Annotated in this window: 17 protein-coding genes; 9 read left to right on the forward strand and 8 right to left on the reverse strand. The window is 67.2% G+C overall.

All coding sequences use genetic code 11. The features are described 5' to 3' along the window. The first annotated feature begins 389 nt into the window (after positions 1-389). Together MICAU_RS12150 and MICAU_RS12155 are read left to right on the forward strand one after the other, a co-directional pair. A complete protein-coding gene (locus MICAU_RS12150; RefSeq protein WP_013285603.1) occupies positions 390-1,772 on the forward strand; it encodes an IS1380 family transposase in 1,383 nt (460 codons plus the stop codon). Positions 1,773-1,984: 212 nt separating this feature from the next. Continuing rightward, the gene (locus MICAU_RS12155) at positions 1,985-2,647 is read left to right on the forward strand and encodes a hypothetical protein (RefSeq protein ID WP_041798974.1); all 663 of its coding nucleotides are present in this window, start codon (positions 1,985-1,987) and stop codon (positions 2,645-2,647) included. Between the two features lie 731 nt (positions 2,648-3,378). On the opposite strand, the gene MICAU_RS12160 is transcribed toward MICAU_RS12155, so the two are convergent. Then, positions 3,379-4,329, reverse strand: coding sequence for a DUF6615 family protein (locus tag MICAU_RS12160; protein WP_013285605.1), 951 nt, complete (start codon positions 4,327-4,329; stop codon positions 3,379-3,381). 170 nt (positions 4,330-4,499) lie between these two features. Here MICAU_RS12160 and MICAU_RS32460 point away from each other — a divergent pair, with 170 nt between their 5' ends. The 4 genes from MICAU_RS32460 to MICAU_RS12175 all read left to right on the forward strand — a co-directional run bounded on the left by MICAU_RS32460 (position 4,500) and on the right by MICAU_RS12175 (position 10,536). After that, positions 4,500-7,418, forward strand: a complete 2,919-nt coding sequence (locus MICAU_RS32460) for a hypothetical protein (protein WP_157547409.1) — start codon at positions 4,500-4,502, stop codon at positions 7,416-7,418. A 1,042-nt stretch (positions 7,419-8,460) separates the two neighbouring features. Continuing rightward, positions 8,461-8,781: a hypothetical protein gene (locus MICAU_RS12165; RefSeq protein WP_244879749.1), complete on the forward strand. Its 321-nt coding sequence runs from the start codon at positions 8,461-8,463 to the stop codon at positions 8,779-8,781. A 472-nt stretch (positions 8,782-9,253) separates the two neighbouring features. Continuing rightward, positions 9,254-9,613 (forward strand): transposase, encoded by a 360-nt coding sequence (locus MICAU_RS12170; RefSeq protein ID WP_083791297.1) that lies wholly within the window; start codon positions 9,254-9,256, stop codon positions 9,611-9,613. Next, entirely contained in the window at positions 9,610-10,536 is a 927-nt protein-coding gene (locus MICAU_RS12175) for an IS3 family transposase (RefSeq protein ID WP_013285608.1), read from the forward strand. Before MICAU_RS12170 ends, MICAU_RS12175 begins: the two co-directional genes overlap by 4 nt. On the opposite strand, the gene MICAU_RS12180 is transcribed toward MICAU_RS12175, so the two are convergent. The 3 genes from MICAU_RS12180 to MICAU_RS32945 all read right to left on the reverse strand — a co-directional run bounded on the left by MICAU_RS12180 (position 10,502) and on the right by MICAU_RS32945 (position 11,578). Then, on the reverse strand, positions 10,502-11,164 hold the full coding sequence (locus MICAU_RS12180) for an FAD-dependent monooxygenase (protein WP_013285609.1): 663 nt from the start codon (positions 11,162-11,164) through the stop codon (positions 10,502-10,504). The genes MICAU_RS12175 and MICAU_RS12180 overlap by 35 nt on opposite strands. Positions 11,165-11,282: 118 nt before the next feature. Further along, positions 11,283-11,432: a hypothetical protein gene (locus MICAU_RS32940; RefSeq protein ID WP_218917881.1), complete on the reverse strand. Its 150-nt coding sequence runs from the start codon at positions 11,430-11,432 to the stop codon at positions 11,283-11,285. Continuing rightward, complete coding sequence (locus tag MICAU_RS32945) at positions 11,432-11,578, reverse strand: hypothetical protein (RefSeq protein ID WP_176921682.1); 147 nt, start codon at positions 11,576-11,578, stop codon at positions 11,432-11,434. The genes MICAU_RS32940 and MICAU_RS32945 overlap by 1 nt, the downstream gene beginning before the upstream one ends. 298 nt (positions 11,579-11,876) lie before the next feature. On the opposite strand from MICAU_RS32945, the gene MICAU_RS12185 reads away from it, so the two are divergent. The 3 genes from MICAU_RS12185 to MICAU_RS12195 all read left to right on the forward strand — a co-directional run bounded on the left by MICAU_RS12185 (position 11,877) and on the right by MICAU_RS12195 (position 15,520). Continuing rightward, positions 11,877-12,491, forward strand: coding sequence for a TetR/AcrR family transcriptional regulator (locus tag MICAU_RS12185; RefSeq protein ID WP_013285610.1), 615 nt, complete (start codon positions 11,877-11,879; stop codon positions 12,489-12,491). A gap of 301 nt (positions 12,492-12,792) precedes the next feature. Beyond that, positions 12,793-14,205 carry a glycosyltransferase family 2 protein gene (locus MICAU_RS12190; RefSeq protein ID WP_013285611.1) on the forward strand — a complete coding sequence of 471 codons (1,413 nt, stop codon included), beginning with the start codon at positions 12,793-12,795 and terminating at the stop codon, positions 14,203-14,205. A 91-nt stretch (positions 14,206-14,296) separates the two neighbouring features. Further along, complete coding sequence (locus tag MICAU_RS12195) at positions 14,297-15,520, forward strand: glycosyltransferase (protein ID WP_013285612.1); 1,224 nt, start codon at positions 14,297-14,299, stop codon at positions 15,518-15,520. 133 nt (positions 15,521-15,653) lie between these two features. Here the strand turns inward: MICAU_RS12195 and MICAU_RS12200 are convergent, their stop codons facing one another. The 4 genes from MICAU_RS12200 to MICAU_RS12215 form a co-directional block, all read right to left on the reverse strand. After that, the gene (locus tag MICAU_RS12200; protein ID WP_013285613.1) at positions 15,654-16,214 is read right to left on the reverse strand and encodes an NADPH-dependent FMN reductase; all 561 of its coding nucleotides are present in this window, start codon (positions 16,212-16,214) and stop codon (positions 15,654-15,656) included. A gap of 11 nt (positions 16,215-16,225) precedes the next feature. Further along, positions 16,226-17,161 carry an ROK family protein gene (locus MICAU_RS12205; RefSeq protein ID WP_013285614.1) on the reverse strand — a complete coding sequence of 312 codons (936 nt, stop codon included), beginning with the start codon at positions 17,159-17,161 and terminating at the stop codon, positions 16,226-16,228. 8 nt (positions 17,162-17,169) lie between these two features. Then, complete coding sequence (locus MICAU_RS12210) at positions 17,170-17,523, reverse strand: DoxX family protein (RefSeq protein ID WP_013285615.1); 354 nt, start codon at positions 17,521-17,523, stop codon at positions 17,170-17,172. 91 nt (positions 17,524-17,614) lie between these two features. After that, complete coding sequence (locus MICAU_RS12215; RefSeq protein WP_013285616.1) at positions 17,615-18,046, reverse strand: type II 3-dehydroquinate dehydratase; 432 nt, start codon at positions 18,044-18,046, stop codon at positions 17,615-17,617. Positions 18,047-18,165: the final 119 nt, after the last annotated feature.

Below are 18,165 nucleotides of genomic sequence, written 5' to 3' on the forward strand. Positions count from 1 at the left end.
TGCCCGGAACCACACAATATCGATCAACAGCGATCAGGAGCGCCGGGCCGAAGGAGCCGGCGTCAGGCGCGAATCATCGAGGCTAGATAGCAACGGTTGCGGCGAGGCAGGAAACGCGGTTGGCGTTCACACCGGAGAGGCCGCTGGTTGATCCCAACAGTTGGTAGCGCCGCTAGGTGCCAGGGGCGGGGTTGGCCTGAGGGCCGGCACGCCCGAGCGGGCCCCGAGCCGGAGTACCCTAACGGATCTCCGCGCTAGCCTGGGTGATTCACCGTGATCGCCAAGATGCGCTGTTCGTCGGCGTGTAGATGAGCGGAAGTGCCTGCCCTGCAAGGGAAACTTGTGATTGCGACATCTACAGGTTTCTCTCTGGGGGAGGCACTTCCGAGGTGCAGCTTACGGCGTGGTCGCGGGATCTGCGGGTTACCGCGGGTGGTTCGGGTGTGGTGTCGCACGTCGGTGCGGCGTTGCTGCGGTTGCTGGCGGATCGGGCCGGGTTGACCGTGGCGTTGTCGGCGGGGCTGGCCCGGGCCGGCTGGTGGCCGGTGCATGATCGGGGTCGGGTGCTGGTCGACCTCGCGGTGATGATCGCTGACGGTGGGGAAGCGATCGCGGACATCGACGTGCTGCGCCACCAGCAGGAGGTGTTCGGGTCGGTGGCCTCGGACACCACGGTGTGGCGGGCCCTGGACGAGATCGGCGTGGTGCAGCTGCGGCGCATCGCCAAGGCCCGGGCGAAGGTACGCGCCCGGATGTGGCAACTGCTCGGCGGCCCACCGGCGGCACGGGCGGCGGGCCGGGACATCGGCACCGGCGTGGTGGTCCTCGATGTGGATTCCACGATCGTGATCGCGCACAGCGACAAGGAAGGCGCCGCGGCCACCTACAAGCACACCTACGGCTTCCACCCGATCCTGGTCACCTGCGACAACACCGCCGAGCTGCTCGCCATCACGCTGCGGCCGGGCAACGCCGGCGCGAACACGGCCGCCGATCACCTCGACGTGCTCGCCCAAGCCGTCGCGCAGGTCCCCGCGAAACACCGCCGGCACCTGCTCATCCGCGGTGACTCCGCCGCAGCCACCCACGCCGTCCTTGACTGGCCCCACGAGCAGGACAGCAAACGCGGCCGGCGGGTCGAGTACTCCCTCGGCTGGTCGATCGGCGAACCCGAACGCACCGCCATCACCGCCCTACCCGCCTCGGCGTGGTCGCCGGCGATCAACGCTGATGGCGGTGTGCGTGATGGCGCCGCCGTCGCCGAACTGACCGGCCTGCTGCCCCTGCCAGGCTGGCCGGCCGGGATGCGGGTCATCGTCCGGCGGGAGCGCCCCCACCCCGGCGCCCAACTGACCCTGTTCGAGGACCGCGATGGCTGGCGCTACACCGCCTTCGCCACCAACACCCCGGTAGGTGTCTTGCAGTGGTTGGAGGCCCGTCACCGGGCCCACGCCCGCGTCGAGGACCGGATCCGCTGCGCCAAGGACACCGGCCTGGGGCGGCTACCCTCCCGCGAGTTCGCCATCAACCAGGCCTGGTGCATTGCCGCAGCGATCGCCGTCGACCTCATCGCGTGGCTGCAGCTCATCGGCCTCGACGGCGACCTGGCCAAGGCCGAACCGAAACGGCTGCGCTACCGGATCCTGCACACCGCCGCCCGCCTCGTGCACGGCCAACGCCGCCGCACGCTGCGCATCCCGTCCAGGTGGCCCTGGGCCGAACAGATCACCGCCGCGTTCAACCGGATCGCGGCCATCCCCGACCCCGGCTGACCAACACAGCCGCTGCCCCAACAACCCGGAGGACCCCAGGAGACCACGCCCACCGCCGCGACAGACGGCCCACCACCATGCCCGGAACCACACAATATCGATCAACAGCGATCAGGAGCGCCGGGCCGAAGGAGCCGGCGTCAGGCGCGAATCATCGAGGCTAGAAGGGATACTCGCTTGAGTTATGGCTTCTACCCGCGTTCGCTCATCTCATGAGTGGCGAGGACTTCGACTGGCAGAACGCTCGGATAGGCGAGCTGTACCCACCAGTGGCGATCTTGGCGGAGATCGGCCGAGTGGCAATCGCGGCAGCACGAGTCGATCAGGAACTTGCTCTGGTGCTCGTCGCGCTCAAGGCACCCCAGCCGTTCGACGCGCTACTCAAGATCAATAGCTCTGGCCTCCACAAGAAGTTGATCGCGCGTGTCGGCGAGTTCTTCGAGGGGGAGCTTAGGGATTATGCGGAAGGAGTTCTTGCGACCGTCCGAGAGCGGCTTGAGGCTCGACATTCGGTTATGCACAGCATCTGGACGCCGGACGACAGACAGCGCCTGTTCGATGCAAAGGCATTGCAGGCCCTCGGATCCCAGGAGGACCTCGACGACCTGATTCGCCAGCGCGGCGAGACGGCCGCCTGGCGCACGCTCCATCCCAAGGCCAACGCGCCGGGTCCTCAGACGCTGGAGGAGCTCGAGAGGATCCGCATCGAGCTGGAGGAGGGACAGGACATGCTCACGGCCCTGCGCTTCACCCTTGCCGGCGCCCTTTTCGCTGGCAAGCCGGCCGGGGCTCGGAGAGTTCTGAACCCACGAGACCTGGAACAGGCGAACAGCTCGACCTTCGTGGGGGAGAACGGCCACCCAGAACCGCGGTAGAAATGCGGTGCGGACCAGGATGCACGGAGCCTGGCCGCACCTGAGCCCGGTTGAGTCACCGTGGGCGAAGGCCGCGGTGCGCCCGGAGAGCACGAGAAGGCAGCGTCAGCATTGCCAACAGCCGGCCAGACATACCAAGAACTAGCACGGCGGTCGTGGTTGAGGACGTGCGACACCACCAGATGCCAGCCGATGAATGCACCGCATCCGCGTTCGGGACGAAGCGTTCGGCGGGCTCCGGCTGGCCCTGCCTGCCCTGAAGCGGGAACCCAGCAGTACAGCAGCGGTGCACAGCAACCGCCGGAGCCGCAATAGCTACCAGGCGGCGACCAGGAGCTGTCCGACGTCGGTGACGGCCGTAGGAGATTGCATCGCCTGGAGCTACGGATGAGAAGGTTGCCTGACAGCCATCCGTACAGCCAAGCGGCCGACGGGCATGGCCGAGGGCGACGGAACGCGACACCGCGAGCAGGTCAGCGGCAGAGACCCACACCGACCGACCGCGGTCTTGATCTTTGTCAGGCAGAGGAGTGCGATCGCGCCCGTCGCGCGTCCAATGGACGGAGCCGAGGGCCAATCGGCGATCAGCCCCTGGCCGCGCCGGCCGGTACGGCTGCTGCGTCAGACGGGCGACCAAACGACCAACACCCATAGACAAATCGGTCGCAAGCAACCTGCGGTGCGGCGCCCCATGTCCACATATGAGGGTGGCCATCCCGACGAGGTGAGGCTCAGCAATACACAACGACTAGGCCGGCGACTCCATGGAACTCCTCCGGCGGCGGCTTGCCGTTAAGTACGTGCTGGACCGTGTCTGGAAGCCGGCGCCGAAGTCCGCGCATCACATATGGGTAGTAAGGGCGAGAAAAGTGACCGCTATCCAGCGGCAGGTCAGGGAAGATGATGTCGTCTTCAAGTTCGACGCGGTCGGCCACGGCGGCGCTGAGCTGGCCCATCCGCATCTCCGCCACCATGCGGAAAACCTCTTTGGCGACTAGCCGCGCTCCGACTTGTGGCGTGAGCAGAAGCCGCCGCAGCTCCATGTCGACATTGCAGAGGTTGAGATCCTGGATCGGTCGCGCAGCGAGGTCAGGATTTACGAGGTCCTCGAGCGGCTTCGAGTACAGGAACGTCCCAGTGGCTGCATCCCTCTGACTTGCGCCGAGCAACATCCCAGCCTGCAACGCGGTGATGACCGAGACGCTACGGCGCTTGCATGGGAGGCACTGAGACGTGTGGTCGTCCGCTTCGCAGCTGAGGCCGTAGCGGTGTTCGACGCCGCCGAAGTAGACGATGTATGCAGCCGGTACACCGAGGCGATCAGCAGTGCCAACCAGGCGGCGGAACTGCTCGCCATCGCCGTGCCCAAAGTCAAGCTGTGCATGCGGTTGTTGGGATTGACTGTGATGCAGTCGCTTTGCTTGCACCAGCAGCCCAAAGCATTCGCCGCTGCCGTCAACCCACCACCACAGCCAGTCTGCCCCTACCCGGTTCTCTTGCTTCCTACTGAAGTCGGCACATGAGATGTGAGGATGCGCATGGACCCAAAGCAGCTCCGAGACAGTCTCCTCGCGCCAGATGATGCCTGCGCGGTCTGCCCGGACCATATGATCTTCGACAGCCGAACGTGCATTCGCCAGGGCGGTAACGAGATCGGGACCTGGTGACTCGATCGGGATCATCATGCCATCCTGACAGGCCACCCAGCAGTCCAGCCAGTCCTGGAATTTGCCTGCTCGGCGCCTCTTGACTGCCTAGGCCAGTGTCCGGCTCAGCCAGCGCGATGCAACGTCGGCTAGAAGTATGTGTTCCCATGTAGTACCGGTAACCGAAACAAGCTAGGGTCGTATCAGTGACGCAGCGCTCCCGCTCCTTCGCCGCTTCAGGTGTGAACGCCATCTTCACCCGTCTTGTCGCTTTCGCGAAAGTTCTGGAATTCTTATATGCTTCGGTTCGTCGCAGAAGGAGCGCGGTGTCCGGGTGGGTTCGGGCAGAGCGAGTAGCGGCGCGGCCGTACCAGGCGAAACACTTCCTCAATACTTTGCGGTGGACTGAGTCCTGGTACCTCAGTTCTCTTCTCTTCGGTGCTGTTATTGTAGGTTCAACCGCCTTGCGGCAGCATTCCCCGGTATTTTTGGAAGACTGGGCTCCCTCGAATGCAGGTGAAGCCTTGGGCTTGGCCTGGCAGGTCCAGACGTCCATCGCTGCAATTGCATTCGCTGGGCTGGCGCTAATCATCCAGCTTGCGACAAACCCGCCCGTCGCAATCCGGAGCAGTCGGGAGGTCCTTTACCGGGAAACACTATTCCGCGGCTTGCTGCTGTTTGTGGGAATTAGTAATGTGACCCTCGGAATCGTTGGCACTTGGTTGGTTAGTGATGGTGCCCTGATCTTGTGTTTTGTGTTCTGCTTCGTGTTGCCCATCGGCTTCATCGGGTTCTCATACTTCCGGGCGGCGAGGTACTTTCTAGATGATCGAAAGGCTGCGGCCAGCGCCCTATCACTGCTTGAAGAAAAGCTTGCAAAGGGGCTTTATCTGCTCGACTTGCAAGCCGGGTCGAATGCTAGGCTAGGCGAGCTATTTCCGACGAGCAGTCCGATTAGGTTCGGTTCAAGGTTGCCTCATAATGTCCTCAGCGTAGACCTGGTGGTAGCTGAGAGCTTGGCCGTGATCGAAGACGTCGACTATCTCTCATTGAAGAGGGCTGGTTCCCGCATTCTGTCGCAGCTTCCAGCGTCGGAGCTTCCCGCAACTGAGGGTGGGGTGAGCCTTGTCAAGCCAGCGATCCATTCTGATGCTAACCAGTTGTTTCTGAGCCTCAACTATGCGATCGGCGAAACCGTTCACGCAGGCAGGCCAATCTTCAGTCTTGTATCCGGGGCTGCCATCAGTGACTCACGAGCGAGTTCCTTCGCCCGCGAGCTACGCCGCTGCGTCTCATTGAAAGAGGGCGGCAGGGAGGAGGATGGCCTCAGGGACGAATTGGTGACGCTGAAGGACAGCCTGCTCGTAGCGATTTCTGCCGGGACTACCGGGGCGCTTCGACGAGGGCTGGATGCGTACGAGAAATTGTTTGGACGGGTGATCGCAAGTCTTCACTCAAGTACCGAACCCACTACCCACTTCTTCTACGGGGCATACGGGCCATACTGGAGGTGGCTCCAACGAGATGTTCGCGAGGTCGCCTTGGCTGCTATTTCATCTTTGGGCGAGCGAGGGCTGTCCGTTGCGGTAGATAATGCGTACTCCTTGTGCCGCATGTCGTTTGAGGGTGGAGACTACGACGCCCTAAGGGAGTTTTTGTCGCTCTATCCCGCCTACTTGTACGCCGCCGAGGGTGCGGCCTCCATAGACTCGCCAGAGTACATAGCAGTTTCTCTGCAGAATCTTACTGACCTTTACATGCGAAGCAGGGTCGAGCGAAATCCGTCCGCCCAAGAGGTTGTAGACCGGCACGTGGCTGACGTATGGGCTGGAATGCTCCGCGTCTACGTCGATAGGCCGGATCCGGACTCTCTAAAACGTCTACTCGCCTACTTTGGCCATCCGATCTTATTCTCTTCGAACGTGAGGCGGTCCGGGGCGCGAGCGAAAGCGGCAACTCTGCTGGCCGTCTTTGGGTGGACGCTTTACCGTACACACAAACTTGGAGCCTCTGACGGGCTCAAGCAGATTGCGGCTGACTTGATTGAGTCGGTTCCTTCTCGCATGCTGTGGGAAGCGTACGCTGATGTGGTCGATGAGTCGGCTCGCATCCCACCATGGAGTAATTGGGAGATCTCGACCAAGGTCCCCCTTCAGTTTCACTTTGCGGAGTTTGACTCATATCTGGCAACTGGTGCGCTCCTGATGGCTGGACGAGTTGGTGCTTTCTGTGTCCCGACTGAGCCATCAACGGAAGATAGCGACCAGGCCGGCAGGTTGTTGGCTGGCTTTGACCTGGCCCGGACCCTCGGCGAGATTCTTCCCTCTTGTGCACTTGGTGACGGGCAAACGCTAAAGGATATCCTCAATGAAGTCATTGTGAAGCGCAGGGAGCGTGATAGGCAGTCGCTTCGGGTATCAACAATAGACAAAGAGAGGGTCCACCGATTTGTGGAAGCGATGAGATCCGCGCTTTTAGAGGAAAATACTAGAATCTCCTCGGTTTTTGCTGGTGAGGATTCAGTGGTGTCTGACGAGGATTCCTATGTCTACTTGAGTACGAGGATCCCAAAGGAGTACTTCGTATCAGTGCATGGAGAATCTGCGGATCCTGACTCGCTTGCTAGTAGCTATGCCCACGCCATTATCGCAGGCGAGAACAAATTCATCGTCAAGGCCATAGCTTCCCAGGTGCCATGGGAAGAGGGGACCGTCGATGCCATCGGGAGTGCAGTGGCCAGCCTCCGGTCTGAGGATGCACCGGAACTGTTTATTGTGGTTCTGAACTCCTGGACGCTTGCCGATGCGCTTGGTGTGGCAGATTGGTTCCCCGAAGGCAGTGCTCGTGCAGGCATTTTTCTCGATGTCGATGGACTTGGCGAGGGCTGTCTGGTGCTCGATCTTGCTCGTTCAAGGAACTTGATACGCCAGCCTCGTAAGCTGGACGGCTTGACCGATTGGGTAATTCTTCCAGACGTCGACGTCGCCGTTGCTGTTCGCGATGTTCAGGAAGATGTTGCGGATCCTGTTGTCGAAGTCGCCGTAGGCGTCGCACTCGAGTGGCTGGACCCGCCTGTCGGCGTTACGGCATTCCGTGTTCGTCCAACTCCTTCCGCGGACAACTAGTGGGCCACCTCGGAATTCCGGGCTGATTTTGCGGAGTCGTGCAGCGGCCCCTGGGGCCCGGCGACCTCAGTCCCGTTGCCCGCCAAGCAGGCCGACGGGGAGGGGTGCGGCCGCCATTGTGGGGCGGGATGTGCCAGGTGGATACGAGCCACGAGACCTCTGCCAGCACGTCACCCGATCCGGGGGTCTGCAGCCGCGGTGGCTTCTCCGGCAAGAAAGGCGGCGCCACGACCAAGGGCGATCGCTCGCTAGAAGGTCGGCGGTACAGCACTGCAGTACAGCAACCGACGGCACGAAGCAGGACCACGGTGACCGTCACCGAACCGTCGGCCAGCGGCGGGAGCCGTACCAGACCGCGTTGCCGATCTCTGGGGGTCAAGGGGTCGTCGGTTCGAATCCGGCCGTCCCGACGCAGGTCAGAGGGCTGATCCGGAAATCGGATCGGCTCTTTTCGCCGTTCCGGGGACCAAGATCAGTCAAGTTGAAGCGTGCCTAGCGCTGCTTGACCGTTGGTCAAGTTTCAGGTGCCTACCCGGGTCATTTGCCAAATTGCTCGTTCTCTGGATCAAGACGGCCCGCAAGTGGGCCGCGCCGGCTCGGCCTCGGCCTGTTGGCGGCGCAAGCGCCGGCATCGGCCGGCCACGCTGACGGAACCACCAAGGGCACAAGGGCTGAGGCGGGACGATCGGCGTCGGGCTTGCTCCCCGTTGAGGTTGGGGCGATCGGCTGCCGCGCTGCGGAGCTGCTTGCCCGCGGCCTCTCGTTGGTCGCCGCCTGCGGTTCAACGGCGGTGAGGACCAGGGCGTGACCCGTTCCCCCGGGTGCCCGATCCTCTACGCCGCCCGCCCGGCGCCAAGGGCGCTGCGCGTCGGCATGCCGGTGGCCTACGGCCACCCTTGACCCCGACCGGGCGCCGCAGTTCTTGGCACCTATCCGGGGGACGGGGGCAGACTGGCGGCTATCCGTCCGAGGACCTGGACGGTCTACGACAGCATGTTGATTCAGAGGGGCGGCCTTGGACGTGAATAGCGGCGAATCAACGGTGACCGTCCCGCTTGACCGGGCGATCGAGGTAGCTCGCTTGCTTGAGTGCCTCACCCGCTCGATTGACCGGATCGGTTCACGGGAGGCGAGCGGGACGGCAGACGCCGAGACCCTCGACCGGTTCATCACCGAGTGGCTGATCGGCCCTCAAGCGTCTCGGGCGCGAGGGGTCCTGTGGGATGCCATCAGCCAGGTAATCGGCGAGGAGGCGATAGAGGAAATCGCTGAAGCAGTGCCCAGTTTCCCGGACGCCCCTCCTGAGGAGGTGAGACGGCTTCGGCAGGAGATGTCGGCGCGGCAGAAGGTGCTCGGTGGGTAGCGTGGCGGCCAGCGGGGCAACGCAGGCCAAGCCAGGTGACTGCCAAGCAGCTTGCGGCTGTGTCCACACTTCCTAAAGCGTGCGCTGGTCATCGAGCGTGTCGGCGTCCCGGGGACCATGTAGGGACCACACGGCCTGCGCGATGGTGCGCGGTACGACGTCGGTCGAACGGCCTGATCTTGAGGATAGCGTGTGTGACGTGCGTGGACGTGTGGCGAATCGTCCTGGGGGTCAAGGGGTCGTCGGTTCGAATCCGGCCGTCCCGACCGGTTGACCTGGGGAGATGGAGATCTTCCCAGGTAACGGCGGTAACATCCGGTAACGAATGATCTTTGATGGCGGTAACCGTGCCGCGGGTTGAGGTCGTTCCCCCTCGGCGTTCACCGGCTTTGGCCTGCGGCTCCGCGCCAATGCCGGATGGGCCGGCATGTTGCCTCCTTGATTTCATATCGAGTGAGCTACCCCCGCTTTCATGGAGCTTCTTGATCATGGTCTGATGGCCGTGGGGAGGAAGTTGTCCGTGGCAGCACCGAAGAAGTACCCCGATGAGCTACGTCAGCGCGCTGTGCGTTTGTACCGCGAGTCGGATCCGAAGCCGGTGATCCGGCGCCTGGCCGAGCAGCTTGGTGTGCATCACGAGGCGTTGCGGAACTGGATCCGCCAAGCCGAGGCCGACGCCGACGAGCGTCACGACCGGCCGACCAGCGAGATGGCGGAGGAGAACCGCCGGCTGCGCAGGGAGGTCGCCGAGTTGCGGCGGGCGAACGAGATCCTGAAGGCCGCGAGCGCGTATTTCGCGGCGGAGCTCGACCCGACCCGGCGACGGTCATGAGGTTCATCCACGAACACCGTGACCAGTTCGCGGTCGCGCTCCTGCTACGGGTCCTCAACATCGGCGCCTCGACCTACTACGCGTGGGTGAAGCAGGTCGAGCAGCCCTGCGACCGCGACGTGGTCGACCTGGGTCTGGTCTCCAACATCCACGAGATCTGGGAGACATCGGGGCGCACCTACGGCGCTGACCGGGTCCACCGGCAGCTACGCCGTGACGGCATCCGCGTGGGCCGTAAGCGGGTCGAGCGGTTGATGGCGCAGCAGGGCTGGCAGGGCGCGTTCCTGCGTCGAGGCTGGCGCGGCGGCTCCACGAAGCAGGATCCCCGGCACACGCCGGCGCCGGATCTGGTCAACCGGCAGTTCACCGCCGACGGGCCGAACCGGCTCTGGGTCGCCGACGCCACCCGCATCCCCTGCGGTGAGGGCGTGTTCTGGTTGGCTGCGGTCCGCGATGCGTTCTCCCGCCGGATCGTTGGGTGGAAGACCTCCGACCGCTGCGACACCGACCTGATCCTCGCCGCCCTCGAATACGGCATCTGGTCGCGCGACGTCCGCGACGGCCAGTTGATCCACCACTCAGATCGCGGGTCGAACTACACGTCGTTTCGCTTCGCGGAACGCTTACAGGACAACGGGATCCTGCCCTCGATGGGATCCGTCGGCGACTCCTACGACAACGCGCTGATGGAGAACTTCTGGTCGACGTTGAAGATCGAACTCGTCTACCGCACGAGCTGGCGGACCCGCGACGAGGCCGAGAACGCGATCTTCGCCTACATCGACGGCTGGTACAACACCCGCCGCATCCAGAAGGAACTGGACTACCTCAGCCCGAACGAGTACGAGACCGCCTGGCACACCCGCCAGACGCAACCAGCCGAGCCACCTATCGCCACCCCTGCGCCAGCCGGCAGCAGGTAACCACCGCTCCATCAAAGCGGGGGGAACTCACGTCGAGATCGCCGTTGCCGAGCACGGTCACCGTGTCGGGCAGGGTGACCTGGGCCAGCCGGTTGACCTCCGGATAGGTGGTGCCGGGGAAGCCAATGCCAGCCCAGTCGCGGATGCGGCTGCGCGCGCCGTCGCAGCCCACCAGGTAGCGGGCGTTGATCCGGTACGGCCCGTCCGGGCCCCGCACCTCCACGGTCACCGCGGCCTCGTCCTGGCTTACCCCGATCACCTCGTGCCCACGTTGGACGTCGACACCGAGTTCGCCGGTGCGTTCATCGAGCAGCCGCTCCAGCAGCGGTTGCGGCAGCGGCAGGGCGTGCAGCGGGGGATCCGGCAGCTGGGTGAGGTCCAGGTGCACGCCGCCGAACGGGAACCGGGGGGCGAGGCCGGGGCCGGGGCAGGCGGCTTCGAAGCGTTCCAGTAAGCCCCGGTAGCGCAGCAGCTCCAGGATTTGCCCGCCGAGACCACCGGCCTTGGGGGTGTCCCGGCGCTGCGGCTGCCGCTCCAGCAGCAGCGGTCGCACACCGGCCAGACGCAGCTCAGCGGCTAGCATCAGCCCGGTCGGACCGGCGCCCACAATGACCACGTCGGCGTTCATCACTGGCGACTCCGTTCGTACGCTTCCGTCGCATCCCCGCGTGACCCGCACGCGGTCAACAGCACACGCACTTCGCTACTCCCCATTTCCGTGGATTCTGGCCTCGGTTGACGATTCCTCACCCAGCGGCGCGTTGCCGGGTGAAATCATGAAGATTCATCTCGACCGATCTTTGATCGTGTCGTCCCGCCGTGTGCGCGAGGATGGCGGCGACCAGTTCCTCGTGCGCCTCCGGCGGCAGCGTGTGGCTTATGCCGGCCACGATCATCAGCCGCGCTCCCGGGATCTGCTCGGGATGATCGTGCCGTGCCCCGGCTTGACCGGCTCGTGGCCGCCCTCGATGACCAGCGTGGGTGCCTTCACCTGGTGCAGCACCCCTACCGGCTCGAAGTCGGGCTTGGCCGCTGCGGCCATCCGGTGGTCGGCCGTCGCCGACAGGTTGCGGGCCGTCGGCGCACGGCCTTCTTCAACTCCTGGGCGTGGTCCTTCATCGCGGCCCGCTCCTCGGCCGCGAATCCTTCCTGCTCACTGTTTCCGGTGCTGCTCATGGCAGATCACTCCTTGCGGATTTGATGAGGCGCAATCCTGGGCCCGCGGGTGGCGACATGCCACCACGCTCCTCCATCGGCACGCACCGTGCCGATCGGGGCCTAATGTCGCACGCAGCCCGCTGCATTGTCAACGGCACGCCGTGTGCCGATAGGATCGCGGCATGACCGACACGCCTGCCACGCCACGGCGCCGAGGCGCTGCGCGCACTGAAGAACTGCTGCGAGTGACCCTCGATCTGGCCGCGGAGGTCGGTTACGCGGGACTGAGCATCGAGGCGGTCGCCAGGCGGGCCGGGGTCGGAAAGCACACGATCTACCGGCGTTGGCCGTCCATCGCGGCGCTGCTGCTCGACGCGCTCAGCCTCGTGTGGACCAGCGATCTGGACTACCGCAACGCCGGGGACGTCCGTGCGGATTTGCGCGAACAGTTCCTACGCTCAAGCCTGGCCCTATCCAGCCCGCCGATCGGCCCCGTCTACCGTGGAGTCATCGCCGAGGCGCAGGCCGATTCCACGCTACGGGCGACCCTGCACGAACGGTTCCTGGCCACCGTCGAGCAGAGCACCCTCGACCGGATCACCCGCGCTCAGCGCGCCGGTGAACTCGCCCCAGGAGCGGACCTGGAATTCGCCGCCGAGGTGCTATGCGGCACTCTCTACTACCGCTGGCTGCTGTCAACCCGCCCCATCGACGAGAACGCGGTCGACGGACTGCTGGACATGTTCATGGCCGCGTACGGCACATCAACTCGTTGCAGTGACCATGAGCGTTGTTGACGGCGTGGCCGCTACCGGCCATGGGCGCAGCAACTCACCACCGAACTCCTCGGCCGCGACAGCCGCAACCTGCCAGGCGTACGTGAGTTCGCCAGTCGAATCGGGTTGATCTAACCCTCTGCTTCCTATCGCGGCTGCTGCTCCTGCGCGTGGGTAGGTTCCGGTCAGGCGGCGACTGTCATGTCGGGACAGTGCACCCCTATAGACCCCTATTGATGCGTAAGGATGTCGTCGCGGAGCGTTATCGTCTGACGGTGTCGCCGCCCCCCGACGGCAAGATCGTCTGACGGAGAGGATCGCCATGTCGCTGCCCACCAACCCTCCGGCGCTGAGCGTGGTGATGCCGACCTACCAGGATCCGCAGTGCCTCGCGCTGACCCTCAGGGCGCTGACCCGGCAGACGCTGCCGCCGGAACGCTTCGAGGTGATCGTGGTCCGGGACGGTGGCTCGTCCGACGGGTACGCCGAGGCGCTCGCCGAGGGTGCCGGTCTCCGCCTGCGCGTGCTGGAACTCGCCGAGCGCAAGGGCCGCTCCGTCGCCCGCAACGAGGGGGCGCGCCGTGCCTGCGCATCTCTGCTGGTCTTCCTCGACGCCGACTCGTGGGCGGTGCCCGACCTGCTGGAGCGGCACCTCGCCTGGCACAGCGTGCCCGGCAACGCGGCGGTGCTGATCGGCCGGCGGGACGAGATCGGCCTCGCTGACCTGCCGGCAGTGCTGGCCGGGGAGTCGCACGCGGTCGCACGCGCCTTCCCGCACGGCGGCGACCTGCGGTTCGCCACGGGGCTTCCCGACGACGGGGGCGAGTGGCTCCGGGCCGGCTGGGTCATCGCCTACACGCACAACATCTCGCTGACCAGCGCTCACTTCGCGCAGGTCGGTGGTTACCGCGAGGCGTTCGGTCTGAGCTACGGCGTGGAGGACGTCGAGTTGTTCTACCGCGTCGACCGCAGCCTCCCCGACGGCGTCAACTTCGGCTACGACGACGACGCCCGGGTCGTCCACCTGCCGCACCACAAGAACATCACCCGCAACTGGATGGAGATGAAGGCCAACTTCCAGCAGGCGGCCCGGCTCTATCCGTGCCTGGAGTGGGAGTTCCTTACCGCCGTCATGGGGTACGAGGCGATCCGGCGCATCCTGCACTATCGCGCGCTCATCGACGAGTGCGTCGAGCGGTCGGCCTGCGCCATCGGGCCCGCCGCCGCGCGCCTCGCCGGCCAGGTGCGGGGGCACCGCACGCTCTGGATCGGCACCGGCCGCGCCGATTCCGGGTTGCCCACCTCGGCGTTGACCTACGACTACGCCGCACCCATCGGGCGGACCAACTTCCACCTGCTCGGCGTCGCCCCGCCCATGCCGCCGGGCAGCCTGGACGCGGTGATCAGCGTGGACTTCTGGCGGTACCTGCTGTGGCCGGAACTCTGCCAGTTCATCTCGGCCTCGCTGCTGCTGGCCGGCGAGGTCCACCTGGTCGCCACCGCCGACTCGACGCCGGGGATGTGCGCCGCCGACCCGCAGACGCTGGACTACCTGCGCCAGGCGCAGGCCGCGGCCTGCGCGGCCGAGCTGCGCGCGGTCGAGGGGCTCGGCCACGTACTGATCCTGCGGCCCCTCCGACCCGCGCCCGGCGCCGCGCGCCGGGTACCCGCTCAGACCGCCGCCAGAGCGCGACCCGCTGCCCTGGTGCCGGGGCGCTCCACGACGCGGGGATAGCAGATCGACGGTGCGGCCAGGCCCGACAACGCTGTCGGGCCTGGCCCAGCCGCGCCCGGATCCGGCGCAAAAAGACGGAAAGGCGAGTACCATGCGCGTACTGCTGTCGACTCTCGGGTCGCGCGGCGATGTCCAACCACTGGTGGCGCTCGCGTCGCGGTTGACGGCCCTCGGCCACCAGGTCCGCCTCTGCGCCCCGCCCGACTTCGCCCGCTGGGTGGCCAGCTTCAGGATTCCCTTCGTGCCCGTCGGCCCGCCCTGGCGCAGGTCGGCGGCGCCCAGGTCGCGGGCCGCCGTGCCAAAACCCTCGCCCGCGCAGGTACGCAAGCTCGCCGAGTCCTCCATCGGCATCCAGTTCGAGGTGCTGTCGGCCGCAGCCCGGGACTGTGACGTCCTCGTCGCGTCGACGGGCCTCCAGATCGCCGCCCGCACCGTGGCGGAGAAGCGCGGCATCCCGTACGTCTTCGCGGCGCTCTGCCCGGCGGCCCTTCCCTCACCCCACCACCCCCCGCTGCCGCTGCCGGTGTTCGGGGAGGTCCCGGCGCCCGCGTCGGCCGACAACAGCGACCTGTGGGCCGCCAACCTGCGGCACGTCAACGACACCTTCGCCGCGCCCCTCAACGCGCTGCGGTCGGCGGTGGGGTTGGGCACGGTCGACGACGTCAGCGACCACATCCACACCGACCGGCCGTGGCTGGCCACCGACCCGACCCTGGCACCCTGGCCGGACGTCGCCGATCCGGCCGTCTACCAACCGGGCGCCTGGCTCCTGCCCGACAAGCGGGCCCTGCCCGCCGAGCTGACGGCCTTCCTGGACGCCGGCGGGCCGTGCGTCTACGTCGGATTCGGCAGCGTCGCCGCACCCCCGGGCCTGCTGGAGACGGCCGTGCGGGCCGTGCGCGCGGTCGGTTGCCGGCTGGTCGTCTCCCGGGGCTGGGCGCCGCTCTCGCCGGTCGACCGGTCCCCCGACTGCCTGGTGGTCGGCGAAGTGAACCAGCAGGACCTGTTCCGGGAGGTGGCCGTGGTGGTCCACCATGGCGGCGCGGGCACCACGACCACGGCCGCGCGGGCCGGGACGCCGCAGGTCGTCGTACCGCAGGTGTACGACCAGCACTACTTCGCGCGCCGGGTGTCCGCGCTCGGCATCGGCACCGCACACCCCGGCTCCGTGCCGACCGTCGAGTCGCTGACCGAGGCTCTGGGCGCCGCGCTGCGGCCGGAGGTGGCCGCCCGCGCCCGCGAGTTCGCCGGCGTCGTACGCACCGACGCGGCGCAGGTCGCCGCGGAGCGGTTGGTCGTCGCACCGGGAGCCTGAGCGGGCAGCCCCACCCCCTGGCTCACGACCGGGCGGGGCCCGGCCACGACCCAGGCGACCGGTGCCGTGCCGAGCGGGCGGGTCGACGCTGGATGCCCGACCCCCGTCACCGGCCCGCGCAGCCGCAGCGGCGTCAGGCCCGGCGCAGCGTCCGCAGTGTGCCGGCCCAGGCGACCACCTCGTCGAGCATGGTGCCGAGGGCCTGCTCGTGGTGCGCGGCCGGCCGGAAGTCGCGGAAGTTGACGAAGTCGGTCGTCAGAGAGAGCGCGACCTGGGAGCGGACGTCGGCGACGCCGAGCTGCCCGAGCACCAGCCGCAGGTGCTCCGCCGCCCGGGTGCCGCCGTGCACGCCGTAGCTGACGAGGCCGGCGGCGGCGTGCTGCCACTCCTGGTAGAGGAAGTCGAGGGAATCCTTCAGTGCGCCCGGGATGGAGTGGTTGTACTCCGGCGTGACGAAGACGAAGCCGTCGAATCCGGCCACGGTCGTCGCCCAGCGGCGTACGGCGGGGCGTCGCGACGGCGCCATCGACGGTGGCAGCACCTCGTCGAAGTGTGGCAGGGCGTAGTCGGCGATGTCGACCAGCTCGACAGTGGCGTCGCCCCGCTTGGCGGCGACGTCGCGCACCCAGCGGGCCACGGCGTCGGCCTTGCGGCCGGGTCGCGTGCTGCCGACGATGACACCGATCCTGACCATGCTGCTCTCCTCTACGCGATGGGGGTGGGGCGCGCGGGAGCCGGCGTGCCGGTCAGGTCACGAGCCAGCTCCACCGCGCCGTGCAGGGACGACAGCCCGCCGAGGGCGGCGGGACGCACCGGTGGCGCCGGCCGGCCGGGTCGGCCGGCGCGGCGTGCCCGTTCCGCGACGAGCGGCACGAAGCCGGGCAGGCCGGCGGCGAACCCGCCGCCCACGATCGCCAGCGCCGGATCGAGGATCTCGCCGAGGCTCACCACCGCCGCCGCCAGCGCCCGGCAGCTCTCCTCGACCGCCGCCACCGCCCAGGGCTCGCGCCCGTCGAGTCCGGCCCGCAGGTCATCGAAGCCCACCTCGCCGCCCCGGCGGGCGGCAGCACGGCGCAGGGTGGCGGGGCCGGACGCGATGGACTGGAGGCAGCCATGCCGGTCGCAGTCGCAGCGCTCACCATCGAGAGCGACGACCACGTGACCGATCTCGGCGGAGGACCGGTCCGGCACCGGCCGGCCGGCCAGTACGACGCCACCGCCGATCCCGGTGCCGACGCCCAGGTAGACCACGTCGTCCGCGCCGGCGCAGCGCGCCTCTGCAAGGGCGGCGAGATCACCATCGTCGGCGACGGCGGTTGCCGCGTCGGGAAAGAGGCGGCGCAGCGCGCCGGTGAGGTCGAGGCCCACCCAGCCGGGGCGCCCGGGCCAGGTGGTGACGGTGCCACCGGTGTCAGTGGTCGCCGGCATGGCCACCCCGACCGCGTCCACCGGTCCCCACCGGTCGCGCAGCCGGTCCACCTCGACGGCCAGCACCGTCAGGTCGGCGGCCGGGTCGGCAGTCCGGGGCCAGCGGAATGTGCGGTCGTACGCCGGCTGCCCGGGCGCCTCCGCGCGCAACGCGACCTTGGTGCCGCCGACGTCGATGCCGAGGACGCCGCCGTGGCGCTGCGGACCGGACACGGCCGGCCTCAGCCCAGCCGCACGTGCAGGTAGACGAGCGCGAGGGCGGCCACGGCAAAGATCACCGGCGTCAGGATCGTCGCGGCCGGGTCCTTGGCCCGGGAGTGGTAGACGACCGCGCCCGCCATCTGCAGGGCGAGACCGATCGCCGCGGCGATGCCCAGGGGCGGCCAGAGCAGGCCGAGCAGCAGCCCGGCGACCGCGGCGAGTTCCAGCACCCCCAGCGCGCGTGTCAGCCCCGGCGAGACGCCGAGGTGGTCCATCCGCTCGCGCATCTGTGCCTGCCCGGTGAGCTTCGGCACGGCGGTGCCCACGAACACGGCGGCGAGGACGAGGGTCAGGACGAGGACGGAGATCTCCACGTGAGGTCCTTCGGGAAGAGTCGGAACGTGCGGACGACCGCGCTGCCGGCACGCCGGCGCCCACGGCACTGGACGGCGGGGTGCCCGGTCGTCATCGGACGGTCGCGGTGAGGGCGCGCGCGGCCAGCCGGTAGCCCAGCGCTCCGAGCCCGACGATCACCCCGCTGGCCAGCGGGGCGATCACCGAGTCGTGCCGGAAGCTCTCCCGCGCCCACACGTTGGACAGATGCACCTCGACGAAGGGCCGGGGGTAGTTGGCCAGCGCGTCGCGCAGGCTCCAGCCCGCGATCATCAGGGCGCCCGGGTTGACGATCGCGCCCACCGTGTCGTAGCTGTTCTGGATCGTGCGGATCAGCGCACCCTCGCAGTCGTGCTGCTCGGCGACCACACCCCAGCCCCGGGTGGCGACCTCCTCGCCGACGGCGCGTTGGATGTCGTCCAGGGTGTCGGTGCCGTAGATCTCCGGTTCCCGCCGGCCGAGAATGCCCAGGTTCGGGCCGTTCAGCAGCAGTACGTCCGACACGCTTCACCTCGTGGGGCACGGCCCTGGTCCCGCAGAGCCTGATGACTGGTCACCGCAGTCTTACTACGCCAACGGCTCCCGGCGAACCGGCGGCGCCCGAGGCGCGGGTGGACTAAGGG

It is taken from the genome of Micromonospora aurantiaca ATCC 27029 (assembly GCF_000145235.1).
Lineage (GTDB): Bacteria > Actinomycetota > Actinomycetes > Mycobacteriales > Micromonosporaceae > Micromonospora > Micromonospora aurantiaca.

Coding starts and splice junctions, on each gene's coding strand:
- MICAU_RS12155 (WP_041798974.1), top strand. CDS start 1,985: ATGAGTGGCGAGGACTTCGACTGGCAGAACGCTCGGATAGGCGAGCTG.
- MICAU_RS12160 (WP_013285605.1), bottom strand. CDS start 4,329: ATGATCCCGATCGAGTCACCAGGTCCCGATCTCGTTACCGCCCTGGCG.
- MICAU_RS12170 (WP_083791297.1), top strand. CDS start 9,254: ATGGAGCTTCTTGATCATGGTCTGATGGCCGTGGGGAGGAAGTTGTCC.
- MICAU_RS12175 (WP_013285608.1), top strand. CDS start 9,610: ATGAGGTTCATCCACGAACACCGTGACCAGTTCGCGGTCGCGCTCCTG.
- MICAU_RS12180 (WP_013285609.1), bottom strand. CDS start 11,164: ATGAACGCCGACGTGGTCATTGTGGGCGCCGGTCCGACCGGGCTGATG.
- MICAU_RS32940 (WP_218917881.1), bottom strand. CDS start 11,432: ATGATCGTGGCCGGCATAAGCCACACGCTGCCGCCGGAGGCGCACGAG.
- MICAU_RS32945 (WP_176921682.1), bottom strand. CDS start 11,578: ATGGCCGCAGCGGCCAAGCCCGACTTCGAGCCGGTAGGGGTGCTGCAC.
- MICAU_RS12185 (WP_013285610.1), top strand. CDS start 11,877: ATGACCGACACGCCTGCCACGCCACGGCGCCGAGGCGCTGCGCGCACT.
- MICAU_RS12190 (WP_013285611.1), top strand. CDS start 12,793: ATGTCGCTGCCCACCAACCCTCCGGCGCTGAGCGTGGTGATGCCGACC.
- MICAU_RS12195 (WP_013285612.1), top strand. CDS start 14,297: ATGCGCGTACTGCTGTCGACTCTCGGGTCGCGCGGCGATGTCCAACCA.
- MICAU_RS12200 (WP_013285613.1), bottom strand. CDS start 16,214: ATGGTCAGGATCGGTGTCATCGTCGGCAGCACGCGACCCGGCCGCAAG.